We start from the raw sequence: 12,312 nt of genomic DNA, 5'->3' as shown, positions 1-12,312 counted from the left end.
ATAAAAAAAGGGCAGCTACAAATCTTTCAATTCATAACTGCCCTGACGCTGTTTTATTTCAGTTCTATTTCTGCCATTTTTGCAAATACTGCTTTTTGCTCTAAAAGCTCTTTCTGTTTTTCCTCCGGCAGACATTTGAAGATTTCCTCATATCCCATTTCCAGCATCGGCGTTCCCTTTGCGAAGAGATAGAGCCGGGTATCAAGCCATTCCTGCCATAAGTCCTCAAACATACTCTCACTGTCTGTATAGGTTATAACATCATTAAATCCATACTCCGGTGTGTAATATTGCAGCTTCACAAAACCGTACCGTCCTACATCCAATACCAAAATGCTTTCCAGCTCATACAGTTCTGCATAGGCTGCGGCAACCTTTTTGCACCGTTCCCGTTCTATGTCTGTAATGTAACTTTTCTCCACAGTTGCAAACCTCCTGTTTCGAGGCATCGTGCTGCCTCTTATTCAATCTTCCGTGTTTCTATTTCAAAAACACTTCCGTCCCTTGTTTTTATTGTAAAAATATTTGCGGCATCAGAGGTATCTATATCCTCAATCCCTAAAGCCACATCATTTTCATCTAATACTTCGTATAGCTGATCCTTAAACTCATTATGTTCCATAACTTTTTTACTCTCCTTGTATGTTTTATGGTGCGTACACGCACCATATTATTATATGTTTCATGCACTTAGAATACAAGTGTGGAAAGGAGCTTTCAGTATGATTAAATACGATCCGCTTTGGCGTACGCTAAAGGAAAAAGGAATCAGCCAGTACCAGCTTATCAAAGATTATGGCATTGATAAAGCACAGCTTCAGCGGCTTCGGCAGAACCTTGTTGTAAAAACGCTTATTTTAAACAGGCTTTGCCAGATACTTAACTGCCGGATTGAAGAGATTATGGAATACGTCCCGGATGATAATTAAAGGTGTTGTTCTGATTGATGAACAATGCCTTTTTCATTTTCGCTTTTCATCTGCACCTTTGGACATCGTGTCCAGAAGTATCACTGATTATCTTTATTATCTCCATCAGCACCATAACCATTCTCAGAATTACAACCACACCGCCAATCAGACCACCTACAATACAGTTCAGTGCCAGTATTCCTATACTTCCTGCAATTCCGAAATTTTTTGGTATGAGAATCATACACATTTTTCTGATCCCATAAGGACAGCCGACCAGTACCCAATACAGGAAAAAATCAAATCCTTCTGCTTTTCTGCAAATCGGATAACAGGTTATCATCCAAACTGCCAGCAACGATACCGGAAGCACAATTTTAACCAATATTCTTTTCATTCCAGCCACCTCCGTACATATCATGCTGTACCTCCTGCTGATAATAATGATTCATCGTTGAGGGTGCATTATAAAGAGCTGTTACCATATATGCCTTGATATTTGCAATTTTCGTAGTTGTTTCCTGCATACATCCTATCACATATTCCAAATGGGAGCTATTCAGTTTGAGGAACTTTGATTTTACAAGCTCATATGGATAATCATTTCCACCGATTTTAACAGTCTTATGCTTCACACATACAATCTCGCAGATTACCTCATACAATTCCTCATACAGCCCTTTGTCCTGCCATCTGCCATATTTCATGTGATGTTCGTACTCAATATTCTCTTTGATGATTTCCATGTAAGCATTGACATCTTCCATCACATCAATCTCCCCTTCCAACTCACTGCCGGATTGATTGATAGGATTGATATAATTCCTATCAATATTACTCTGGTTAGTATGATTATAGTTAGTATAATTAGGGTCTGCTTTTTGAACTTCCGCAAGTTCAGATATTGTACTTCTTGAAGTAAAATTTTTAGACTTCTGGAAGTCTGCTTTTTGAACCTCTTGAAGTTCAGTTTCTGAACTTCTGGAAGTATAACTTTTAGAACTCTTGAGGTTCAAATCCTGAACTTCTGTGGAAACATCAGCATTTGCAGGCGTTTCTTCTTCTGCTTCTCCTATTGTGGCAAAATTCTTTACATAAATAATATCCGGTTTTCCAAGTCCCCTGCGTTTCTTTTCGATCAATCCTATCCCATTATCACTGTCCAACTCTTTCATAATCTTAACACAGGTTGCTTTTGCACATCCCAAATCCTCCATGACAGTATCAAGAGTATAAATGATATAGGCTCTGTTTTCTTCATCCAACCAGCCATTTTTCATAGACAGTGACATACGGTCAAGCATCAGACCGTACAGGAGCTTGGCATCGCTGCTAAGCCCCTTGAAACGCTCGTCTTTAATCAGCAACCGAGGAACACGATAAAAGGAAAACTGTTCTGCTTCAATCCCATAGTAATAATCAAACTGTATCTGTTTACCCATTTTACCGCACCCCCTTTACTGTTTCTTCTGCCATTCCTCCAATAATTGCAGGATAATCCCCTCAATCTCTTCGCTGGAGTATTCCTCTGAAAAAAACTGGCTGATTTTTTCAGACTTGATTGTAACTTTCCTCTCTTTCGGCTTTTCCTCGGTCAGTATCAGACGCACCATCGGCAGCGTCAGTTCGCCGCTTTTCCCATATTCCTTCAGCTTGGCAGACTGTACTGTGGAAATATTTGCTCCGCTTTCCTCAAGGATTACCAGCACCCACTGTTGTGCATCTTCCGACAGAAAGGAAATGTCAACACCCTGTACCAGACCGATTTTCTTTCTGTCAACCAACTCTAGCAGCTCATCGGACAGCCTTGCAAGCCAGATATACCGTTGCACCGTCTTTCCGCTTTCTCCGGCAGCTTCTCCTACCTCGTCAAGCGTATTTCCGTTTCCTTTTCTGCCCTGATGCTTCATAGCCTCGTATTTCATGGCATAAGCTTTCGCCTTCTCACTTGGCAGAATGTCCTCACGCTGAATGTTGGAATCCACCATGATAATCGTAGCTTCATCGTCTGTATAATTGCGGACTATCACAGGCATATCCTCTTTTCCTGCCCGTTCTGAACCTCGTTTTCTGCGGTGTCCGGCTATGATTTCATAGCCACCCTCTGCCCTCGGTCTTGCAATTCCCGGTACGAGCACCCCATACTTACTGATGCTTTCCGTTGTTTCTTCCATTTTTTCATCGTCCAGTACACGGAACGGATGATTTCTAAACTCATGCAAATCCGTGAGCTTGGCTCTGATAATCTGCTCTTCGCTCCCTGTCTTTTCTTCTGCATTTCCAAATAAATCATCATAACTGCTTAATTTTACCTTTGCGGCACTTCCTGCTTTACTCATTCCCAAGCACCTCCTCCGTCAAAGACTGATAAGCAGCGGCTACTTTGCCTTTCGGATCATGTTCGTAGATACTGACACCCTCTGCGGAAATCTCTGCCGCACGGACGGAAATGGGAATACTGTTTTCAAATATCCGCACCTTGCTACCGTAATTCTCCACCAGTAATGCAGTAATGTCCTTTGCATAATTGGTTCGAGCATCCACCATTGTCAGCAGAATCCCCTCAATCATCAGCTTCGGGTTAATCTGTCTCCTGACCTTTCCTATGGTCTTAATAAGCTGCTGCAACCCTTTTGCCGGAAGATATGCCGCCTGCACTGGAATCAGAATACTGTCCGCACAGGCAAAAGCGTTTATAGTAATCATGCCGAGAGAGGGCATACAGTCAATCAGAATATAATCATAATTATCCTTTACCAGCTCTATGTAGGAACGCATCACAAGCTCTCTGCTCATCACATTTACAAGTGATACTTCCAGACCGGAAAGCTCAATGTTTCCCGGCATCAGGTCAATTCCCTCTTTGTGTTTCAGGATACCATAATCCGCTTCCATATCTTCATCATTGATGATATTGCCAAGTGCTGTTGCAAGTGTTTCCTCTAGCTTGTCCGGCTCTGTGAAGCCAAGACTGTCTGTCAGACTGCCCTGTGCATCGGCATCAATCAGCAGGACTTTCTTGCCCTGTTTTGCCAATCCTATGCCTAAATTACTGGTTGTGGTGGTCTTGCCCACACCACCTTTTTGGTTTGCGATTGCGATTATTTTACACATGATAGATTCTCCTTTGTTTTCTGCTATTTTTCTGCTACGTTTCTTTTCTTTACTTCTACATACGCCCTGTAAAATTTCTTCGTTCCCTTATTCGGATACATCTCGGAAAACTCCGTTACTTCCACTTTCGGATTCCTCTGCAAAATCTTTCCGAACCACTTAATATCATTCTTTGTTCCCATCAATCTGACTTTTAACATTAGTCTGTTCCTCCCAATAAGGCATACAGCTTATGGTTGTATGTGGCATATTCCGGATACCGAATCTGAATTGCCTGCCAGAAATATGGTGCATAAGCACAGCAGAATATTTCCTCCACCGTGTACTGCCTGCACTCGTCCACCTGTTCTTCTGCATCTTCATAATCGGAAACACTTGGTGTTCCATTGCAATACAGATTGAATGCCATTCTGATCACTCTCACACTTCCACTGGTCTGCCAGCCTTCGTGTAAACACTCTGTTATTACGCATCCTGTTTTGAAATCATAAATTCTGTAAACATTTCTTCTGGTATCATCGCTGATCCCAAGACAATAGCAGAGTGCCTTGTGGTAAACATCCTGATACCGGACTTCCTTTAACTTCTCGTAGTAGAATTTCTCATGTGCATCGCTGATAAAAATAATCTTTTCTTCCTTTTTGGTTTCTGCTCCTAACGCTGTACTTGTCATAATAGAACCCTCCTTGTGTTATTTTGATTTTGTTTTGACCATAACAACAGAAAAAGGACACTCTCCGTTTTATTGGAAAATGTCCTTTTAATAGCATTCAACTATTAAGTTTTGAAAGGTTCTGATTTCTAAAACATCCCTTTTCAGTCCATATTAGTCCACCGAATGACACAAATTTGATGTCAATTTGATGTCAAACACTCGATAAACTCATAAAAGTCTATGGATTTTCTGATTCTTAGTACAACTTCGCACCTGCCGGAATCCGGTCATTCACCATGAGAAGATTTAATCCCTCATGTCCATCTTCCTCGTGTACTGCTGAAATCAGCATACCCTCGGAATCAATGCCCATCATCTTTCTCGGAGGCAAATTTACGATTGCAATCGCTGTCTTGCCAATCAGATCTTCTGGCTCGTAATACTCGTGAATACCGCTTAAAATCGTGCGTTTCCGGTCTGTTCCGTCATCCAGAGTGAACTTTAAAAGCTTCTTTGACTTCGGTACTGCTTCACATTCCAGAATCTTTACTGCACGGAAATCAGCCTTTGCAAAGGTATCGAAATCAATCATTTCTTCAAACAATGGTTCGATTTTTACGTTGGAGAAATCAATCTTTTCTGCAACCTTTTCCTCTGCCACAGCAGCATTTTCTACTGCCTTTTCAGCCTTCCCTTCGCCCTTCTTAGCGTCTAAGGACTTCATTGTCGGGACTTTCTCCGACGCAATTCCGAAGCCACTCATATTCCTGAGCAACTCCCTACTTTGCTTTTTTCAATCAGATAAAAAGCCTTGTTTACCTTTAAAATTGATTACTTTCCGCATAAGCAGTTGTATTATTTGATGTATTTGATGTAAATCCCGATTGAGAGAATGGGTTCTTCAATCGGATTGCTTACTAAATTATAATCTTTATTATTGAATAAGTCAATCAGACCAAAAAAAGCAGCGTACCAATTTTCATTTTAAAGTACGCCACTTTTTCCTACGCTATTGAATTATTAAAGTATTTATCCAGTCCATCAAACTCAGTTCTTTTTAGTTCCTTTGTTACATCAGTATAGATATTTAAGGTTGTTGTTATATCCTTATGTCCGAGTGTATCCTGAATAACTTTTATATTTACACCTGCTTCACACATTCTTGTTGTAAATGTATGTCTGAGCGAATGACAACTAAAATGTGGTAAAAGCACTTCTGGGTTTTCTGTTTTCAAAAACTGCTCATCGTTGCAATCACGGATTATGCGTCGGATTGCCTTATTCAAAGTCGATTGATGTTGTGGCTGTCCGAAGCGATTGAGAAATATAAAATCTGTATATCCATCTATGGTCGCTTCGCAGTGAACTCCTAGCAGTTCTTGTCTTTCTTTTTCCATAACAAATGCTTCTTTAACAAAATCGAGCATCGGAACTTGTCTATTTCCTGCTTCTGTCTTTGGAGTATTCACATTGAAATAGCAGCCCTTTTTTCCTTCAGAAGTTCTGTGGTCATAATAAACCAACGTGTGATTAACATCTATAATCCCATCTTCCAAATCAATATCGCACCATCTGAGTCCAGTAACTTCTCCAACTCTTAACCCCGTTCCAAGCATTACTGCAAACACCGGATACCAATACACTGCTGTATTAGAGTTCTTCAGATAATCCATAAACAATTCCTGCTCAGGTCTAGTAAGTCCCCTGCGTTTTTCTGTCTTGAAGCAATGAGCTTTTTTCAATTCCCTTAAAACATTATTTGTCGGATTGTTTCTGATATAGTTATCATCAACCGCCATATCAAATATCTGATGAAGAATGTTGTGGACACCATCAACCGTTGCAGGCTTCAAGCCTCGCTCATCAACCAGATAATTGTAAAATCTCTTAATATCTGATTTCAAAAATGTTGAAACTCTCTTAGAACCGATTTGCCGACGTACAAAGGTTTCATAAATATATTTGTAATTCTCAAAAGTGTTGTTTTTCAATCCTCTCTTCAGGTCTTTCCACAACTCATATAAATCATCGAGTGTAACATATCGTGCTTCCGCTTTTATGCCATCACTTTTGTCTTTCTCAATCGCTTCCTCTTTAATCCTGAGTGCTTCAAGCGTTTTTGAATAGACATATCTTCTTTTATGGTTTTCATCAGTCCAACTGTACTGATAACTTCCATCACTTCTTTGAAGTTCTCCCGTGCGAAGAACTGTCCTTGTTTTATCTTTTCGTTTTGGTCTTGCCACGGCTGTTCCTCCTATATTTCATTCCTGCTATTTAAAAATTCCACAAATTTGTCGATGATGACATACACCTGATAACCGTCTGTCGTCATAAAATTGCAATCTTTCCTTTTCATCAGCTCTCGTATTTTTCCCCTTCCGATACCTGTATAAGCGGCTGTTTCATTTACCGACAAACATTTCTTTTTCCAAAATGGCTGCTCTTTTTTCTTTTCTATAAGGCTTTCCCGATAAGCAATCATTTCTTCATCTGCAAAATCCACATTCATCGTTCCACCTCCTAAATCTCATACATTTTTTCAATGTACTCATCAAACAATTCTCTTTTTATCATTCGGCGTTTTCCCACCCATAACACAAATGGACAGTCAGCAAACCTTGTCATTTCACGAAGTTTTTCTCTGCCAATGCCGGTATAGGCAGTAGCTTCATCAATGGTCAGATACGGCTTATGCCATATCGGTACTTCTAATCTTTCTTTTTTTACTGGATTACTCACAATAATACCTCCTCATATCGAATACTGCTTTTTTATAAATTCAACAAATTCTTCTCTCTTGATAAGTCGCTTTGAGCCATTCCATAAAACGAACGGACATCTTTCATTATCGGTAAGCTGTCTGATTTTTCTGCTTCCAACACCTGTATAAGCTGCGGCTTCATCAATTGTAAGCATTACTTTCTCCCAAAGTGGGACATTATAGATTGTTTCATCTTTTTCGTTGTTCATATGCTGTAACCTCCTTTGCGTGGTTACAGCATACTTAAAAATCTACGCTGAGCCAACGATGCGAATTTGCTCATCGCAGATTTGACTTTTTCATTAAATAGAATACTGATTTGCAATATATTCCTCAAAAATTTTTCGCTTTATCATTCGGCGGCTTCCTATCCAAAGTACAAACGGGCAATCTTGCTTTTCCGTCATTTCATAAAGTTTTCCTGTTCCAATATTGGAATATATAGATGCTTCTTCAATCGACAAATTAGGCTTATGCCAAAGAGGTACATTATAACTCAGCTTCTTTACACTGCTATTAGACATTCTTGCACCTCTTTTCTTTCTTGGATGAATATCTGTCGGTAACAACATAATCCCAACCATCCCCATCACACTTATCACATCTGTCTTTTCGCTTTGCAAATGGGTCAAGTCGCCTTACAATATAGTCCGGATTGTGGATGTAATCATTCAGGCACTTCGAGCATAGACAACGAATATTTTCTTTCCCCTCCGGCTTGTAAACCCAAAGTCCAAAAGTCTTTTTCAAAGTTGCGTTTATCTGCCTAAAAAGTTTATCGTCATCTACCGTACCTATGTATTCACGCAAATCCTCTCTATTGACTGTCCGTATCTGCTCCAGAAGAACCATTGACGGTTTCTTCAGTCCAAACTCCTCGCCAAGAATAATGTGTGATGGCAAATATCTTTTCTTGATTACACTTGTAACCGCTGCAACAATAATCGTTGGAGCATTCTGGTTATAATCGTCTGCCTGAACGACAAGCACCGGACGCTCTCCGCTTTGTACTGAACCACTGTTATCTCCAAAGTCATAGTAGAATAAATCCCCACGACAAATCATTTTTTCTTTCATATGCATAACCTCACAAGAATCTAATTTTTAAAGTGTCATTCGTATCCGGAATGAAATAACCCCTTCACTCATTTGGACAAAGGGTGCTGAAATGCACACCCAAAATCAGAGATTTTCATAAAATTTGATAAAGTTTTTCTTCGCCGCTGCAATAGACTTATCTACGGAGCTGTAATATACGCCCTCCTGCTTTGCAATCGCTCTGGAACTCAGACCGCAGCACACATTCTTCATAAGGCGTTCCCTTTGAAGTGGCTGCAACATTGAAAGTGCTATCCTTGCTTTCCTGATTTCACACTGACGCAATTCTTCTCTTTCCAGTTCAAGCCTTTCTTCCTCTGCTCTTTCAAACGGGTCGTCAAACATAATGGCAAGTTCTTTATGGAACTGTGAGGACATTTCATCGTCATATCCATAGCAGTCAAGTGTGCGACTGCTTCTCTTTGCATACTTGTCCTCATTTCGGTTTGCATCGTCAATTACCTCTCCCTGTGCAATGGAAAGATGAACAAACGGAGAATATCTTTCTATAACAAGGGGATACTTCTCCCAAAGCTCTTTTACCGATAATTCCGTAATAATCGCCCATCTTTCAGCTCCGGTATAACCGTTATATTCGTATTTAAGATTTATCAGTTTACAATCCTTTACAAATAATTCTTCTTGTTCTGTTAATGTAAGTTTGTTTTTCATTTCCGTAATCTCCTTTGAATTTTGAAAAATTGATAAGTTTCAAAATTCGGAGATTACGGGTACTCAGCTATCTGGCACTGCCATACGTTATAAAACATAAAAGTCCTTTCCCAAGTAAGGGAAAAGACCTAATACTGCACGAAGCATAATCGAATAAAACAGCAACAAAAAAAGCACCGTCGAATCTGGACAGCAAAGAATACTTCTATTCTTCACTTATCCGGCTTCGTACGGTGCTTGGTAGTTTAGCAAATAAATTGCTTATCTCCGCTTACTCGATTAGAAATCGTTTCGATATTTACTTGTAATCTTCATCGCCTGCAATTCCTGCCATATCCGTTCCTACGGATTCTGCGGAAGTAAGCGAGATTTAAGATATGGACATTCTTGCATTTCTGACACTTCACACTCAAATGTCCGGTTGCGTCTGAAAAAACTCTTTGTATCCTGAACCCACAAGTCGGGCAGAGAATATCACGCTCTTTCAGACTTTCTGCTTCTACTCTTGACAGAAGCAATCTCTTTTGTATTTCAGGTGCTACCTGAGTCTGTAACCTCATTGTGAAACACCTCCCAGATTTAACTCATTGGAAATGTACTCAAGGATATTGTGATACTCAAATAGCCCCATATCTCTCAATCTGATAACCAAGGCTGTATAAGATACTCCGATATAAGCTGCCATTCTGCGGATAACTGCTTTATCCTTTGAAGTAATGGTATTATCGCCATAAACTCTTATCGGATTTGACTGATTATATTTCGCCAAGGCATTTTCAATAATTCTTCTCGGCATAAGAAGCGAAGCTCCCATTGTATCTGCCTGCCACTCAACAGACGCAAACATCTGAGCCAGTTCCTCTTTGGAATAACTACGCTCACTGTCATACTCTGCATGAAAGCGTCCTTCACTCGGCATTGCATACATCTTACTCAAGATATGATGTGACGCTTCGTGTGCCATTGTAAATCTGCGACGTCCCTGCTCCTTTTCAGCAAGAAGAAATTTATCAAGTACGATGGTATCTTTCGGGAAAACAAAGGGAATAATTTTTCCGTCCTGATGTACCAGCAGTGGTGTTGCTCCATCTGCCAGAAAACCAATCCTGCCTGCATCATCTTCTGCGAAAGAAGCGTATTCAATTCGTAACATAAGAAATTCTGTAATGAAATGTTCTATGTCGATGGATTGAATCACTCGATTGCTAAACTTATTAGCATAAGCTGTTATCAAGCCTTCGCTGATTTCTTCCAACTCGGCTCTTGACATATAAATACTCAAGTTGTGTCCACCTCCGACTCCACCTTGTCCGGCGGTGCAACTCCTCCGGCAAAGTTCTGTTGTATTTCCGCACTATCCAAATTGATTAGATAGCGAATTCCTTCAAGTGTTCTCATTCGTCTGTCCTCTGCTATAGTTCTTTGATGATGTGACAAGCCACACCCTGAATGCAGCACTCATCTACAATGATGTCTTTCATCTTCTTATTTTCCGGATGGAGAATGATTTTCTTATTCTCATCATCTCTGAAGTAACGTTTCAATGTATTCTGATTATCCACAAGGGCAACTACTATATCGCCCTCATTGGCTTCTACCTGCTTTTTGACAACCACAAGGTCGCCGTCATCAATCCCTGCTTCAATCATAGACTGACCGCTTGCTCTTAATATAAAGAAATCTCCTTTGCCGAAAATAGCAGTAGGAAGTGATACATATTCTTCAATATTTTCTTCCTCATACTGAGGACTACCACAAGGAATAGAACCTACAATCGGTGTCTGTGTCTGTTCGCCACTGTACTTACGGGTCACATTGGTGCGAATCTCCTGCCCGTCGTACTCAATCATATTCTTCTCAGCCATTTCTACCAAGTATTTGTATGCTGTACCTCTGGCAATACCAACAGCTTCAGCAATCTTTGTAGTCGATGGGGATTGTCTGTTTTGCAGGTAATAATCCTCGATATATTTTTTTATCTCACTCATAAGTTCAGGACTCTTGCTTCTCATACCTGCACCTCGCTTTCTTTTCTATCGGAAGCAGTTTGCTTTCGATAGTTTTATTATACCTGATACGAAAAATTTTTCAAGTAGGTTTTTCGCAAAAGAAAAGAGGTGTCGCAATTTGCTAACACCTCAAAATTTCTTTGCTTGCACTGAAATCATTAACTCCAATGGCTTACTATTTTTCTCTATCCTCATCTTTTCTTATACAATACAAGTTCCGGATTCTTACCGTCTTCTTCATAAGTGCAAATAAGAATAAAATCCATATCTGCAACAACGCCGAAACATCTATCGCCGCCGTATTCACATTCAAGCTGATTGCCCAGATATGTCTTTGCCTCATTCAAAAACTTAGCCGCTTGCCCATTCGGAAGCCGGTACTCAAGATTCACATACTTTCCCACAAGGGTATTCAGTTTTTCCACCTTTGGCATTCCGTCAACATTCAATTCGTTAATTTCATTGATTAACTTTTTCTTGAATTCTTCAAACTGACCGTTATCACTAAGCTCATCATATTTCTTCCAGTAATCCAAAGTAGGAAGCAGCTCTTTCATATAAGAACGGGCTTGTTCCTCCGTGAAATTCTCGCTTACCATATTCTTAACACAAACTTCAATCAAATCGTCCATATCATTGTAAGTATATGTTCCATCGGCATAACACCACTTACAATAGTCCTCGTTGAAAGAACCGTCGTGATTGTGTCCGATAATATCATCATCTTCAAGCGGCATTCCGCAGCATTGACAAATAAGCTTTCTCGGTGAGCCTAAAAGTGTATTTATGGAAACATCTAATACTTTTGACAGCAATTTCAATGTTTCCGTATTCGGAACTGTTTCTCCGTTTTCCCAACGTGAAACTGCCTGACGACTTACAAAAACTTTTTCTGCAAGCTCATCCTGCGACATTCCCTTTTGAGTGCGAAGTTCAAGTATAACCTGTTTTGTATCCATTATGCAGTACCTCCCTTACACCTTTATTATAGTCTCACGCATTATCTCAAACAAGCAACTCGCAGTTGCTGTCCTTATTACTCAGCTTTTTCGTTCACGGCTAACAAATTTTCACAATAATAGTTTGGGT

General features: G+C 40.0%; 19 protein-coding genes and 1 pseudogene. 1 reads left to right on the top strand and 19 read right to left on the bottom strand.

The features are described 5' to 3' along the window. Positions 1 to 53 precede the first annotated feature (53 nt). Both LIZ87_RS02830 and LIZ87_RS02825 read right to left on the bottom strand, forming a co-directional pair. Positions 54 to 422, bottom strand: coding sequence for a hypothetical protein (locus tag LIZ87_RS02830; RefSeq protein WP_014081156.1), 369 nt, complete (start codon positions 420 to 422; stop codon positions 54 to 56). Positions 423 to 460: 38 nt separating this feature from the next. Then, the gene (locus LIZ87_RS02825) at positions 461 to 622 is read right to left on the bottom strand and encodes a hypothetical protein (RefSeq protein ID WP_002596306.1); all 162 of its coding nucleotides are present in this window, start codon (positions 620 to 622) and stop codon (positions 461 to 463) included. A 100-nt stretch (positions 623 to 722) separates the two neighbouring features. Between LIZ87_RS02825 and LIZ87_RS02820 the strand changes: the two genes are divergently transcribed. Further along, on the top strand, positions 723 to 929 hold the full coding sequence (locus tag LIZ87_RS02820) for a helix-turn-helix domain-containing protein (RefSeq protein ID WP_002596305.1): 207 nt from the start codon (positions 723 to 725) through the stop codon (positions 927 to 929). A gap of 46 nt (positions 930 to 975) precedes the next feature. Here the strand turns inward: LIZ87_RS02820 and LIZ87_RS02815 are convergent, their stop codons facing one another. The 17 genes and pseudogenes from LIZ87_RS02815 to LIZ87_RS02735 form a co-directional block, all read right to left on the bottom strand. Then, a complete protein-coding gene (locus LIZ87_RS02815; protein WP_038259775.1) occupies positions 976 to 1,308 on the bottom strand; it encodes a DUF6050 family protein in 333 nt (110 codons plus the stop codon). Further along, a complete protein-coding gene (locus LIZ87_RS02810; RefSeq protein WP_002596303.1) occupies positions 1,289 to 2,353 on the bottom strand; it encodes a DUF6017 domain-containing protein in 1,065 nt (354 codons plus the stop codon). The genes LIZ87_RS02815 and LIZ87_RS02810 overlap by 20 nt, the downstream gene beginning before the upstream one ends. Before the next feature lie 15 nt (positions 2,354 to 2,368). Next, complete coding sequence (locus LIZ87_RS02805; protein WP_002596302.1) at positions 2,369 to 3,250, bottom strand: ParB/RepB/Spo0J family partition protein; 882 nt, start codon at positions 3,248 to 3,250, stop codon at positions 2,369 to 2,371. Then, complete coding sequence (locus tag LIZ87_RS02800) at positions 3,243 to 4,025, bottom strand: ParA family protein (protein ID WP_002596301.1); 783 nt, start codon at positions 4,023 to 4,025, stop codon at positions 3,243 to 3,245. Before LIZ87_RS02800 ends, LIZ87_RS02805 begins: the two co-directional genes overlap by 8 nt. A 23-nt stretch (positions 4,026 to 4,048) precedes the next feature. After that, entirely contained in the window at positions 4,049 to 4,225 is a 177-nt protein-coding gene (locus LIZ87_RS02795; RefSeq protein WP_002596300.1) for a hypothetical protein, read from the bottom strand. Continuing rightward, positions 4,225 to 4,698, bottom strand: coding sequence for a DUF6075 family protein (locus LIZ87_RS02790; RefSeq protein WP_002596299.1), 474 nt, complete (start codon positions 4,696 to 4,698; stop codon positions 4,225 to 4,227). Before LIZ87_RS02790 ends, LIZ87_RS02795 begins: the two co-directional genes overlap by 1 nt. 238 nt (positions 4,699 to 4,936) lie before the next feature. Further along, positions 4,937 to 5,410: pseudogene (gene metG / locus LIZ87_RS02785) on the bottom strand (methionine--tRNA ligase subunit beta); the annotation flags it as partial. Between the two features lie 274 nt (positions 5,411 to 5,684). Beyond that, positions 5,685 to 6,926: a tyrosine-type recombinase/integrase gene (locus tag LIZ87_RS02780; protein WP_022146408.1), complete on the bottom strand. Its 1,242-nt coding sequence runs from the start codon at positions 6,924 to 6,926 to the stop codon at positions 5,685 to 5,687. Positions 6,927 to 6,937: 11 nt separating this feature from the next. Beyond that, positions 6,938 to 7,192 carry an excisionase gene (locus LIZ87_RS02775; protein WP_024853349.1) on the bottom strand — a complete coding sequence of 85 codons (255 nt, stop codon included), beginning with the start codon at positions 7,190 to 7,192 and terminating at the stop codon, positions 6,938 to 6,940. An 11-nt stretch (positions 7,193 to 7,203) separates the two neighbouring features. Continuing rightward, complete coding sequence (locus LIZ87_RS02770) at positions 7,204 to 7,422, bottom strand: excisionase (RefSeq protein ID WP_022146406.1); 219 nt, start codon at positions 7,420 to 7,422, stop codon at positions 7,204 to 7,206. Between the two features lie 12 nt (positions 7,423 to 7,434). Next, complete coding sequence (locus LIZ87_RS02765) at positions 7,435 to 7,653, bottom strand: excisionase (RefSeq protein WP_022146405.1); 219 nt, start codon at positions 7,651 to 7,653, stop codon at positions 7,435 to 7,437. 93 nt (positions 7,654 to 7,746) lie between these two features. Further along, positions 7,747 to 7,968, bottom strand: coding sequence for an excisionase (locus LIZ87_RS02760; protein WP_022146404.1), 222 nt, complete (start codon positions 7,966 to 7,968; stop codon positions 7,747 to 7,749). Then, positions 7,961 to 8,521 (bottom strand): type II toxin-antitoxin system PemK/MazF family toxin, encoded by a 561-nt coding sequence (locus LIZ87_RS02755; RefSeq protein ID WP_195993838.1) that lies wholly within the window; start codon positions 8,519 to 8,521, stop codon positions 7,961 to 7,963. Before LIZ87_RS02755 ends, LIZ87_RS02760 begins: the two co-directional genes overlap by 8 nt. A 105-nt stretch (positions 8,522 to 8,626) precedes the next feature. Then, entirely contained in the window at positions 8,627 to 9,214 is a 588-nt protein-coding gene (locus LIZ87_RS02750) for a hypothetical protein (protein WP_055291085.1), read from the bottom strand. A gap of 556 nt (positions 9,215 to 9,770) precedes the next feature. Further along, the gene (locus LIZ87_RS02745; protein ID WP_002594700.1) at positions 9,771 to 10,496 is read right to left on the bottom strand and encodes an ImmA/IrrE family metallo-endopeptidase; all 726 of its coding nucleotides are present in this window, start codon (positions 10,494 to 10,496) and stop codon (positions 9,771 to 9,773) included. Between the two features lie 130 nt (positions 10,497 to 10,626). Then, on the bottom strand, positions 10,627 to 11,202 hold the full coding sequence (gene lexA / locus LIZ87_RS02740; RefSeq protein WP_015530046.1) for a transcriptional repressor LexA: 576 nt from the start codon (positions 11,200 to 11,202) through the stop codon (positions 10,627 to 10,629). 212 nt (positions 11,203 to 11,414) lie between these two features. Beyond that, on the bottom strand, positions 11,415 to 12,182 hold the full coding sequence (locus LIZ87_RS02735; RefSeq protein WP_002594697.1) for a zinc ribbon domain-containing protein: 768 nt from the start codon (positions 12,180 to 12,182) through the stop codon (positions 11,415 to 11,417). Between the last annotated feature and the right edge of the window lie 130 nt (positions 12,183 to 12,312).

Source organism: Lacrimispora sp. 210928-DFI.3.58, from assembly GCF_020554865.1.
GTDB lineage: Bacteria > Bacillota > Clostridia > Lachnospirales > Lachnospiraceae > Enterocloster.
The sequence above is the reverse complement of the archived record's forward strand: the minus strand, read 5'-3'. Positions and strand labels throughout refer to the sequence as shown.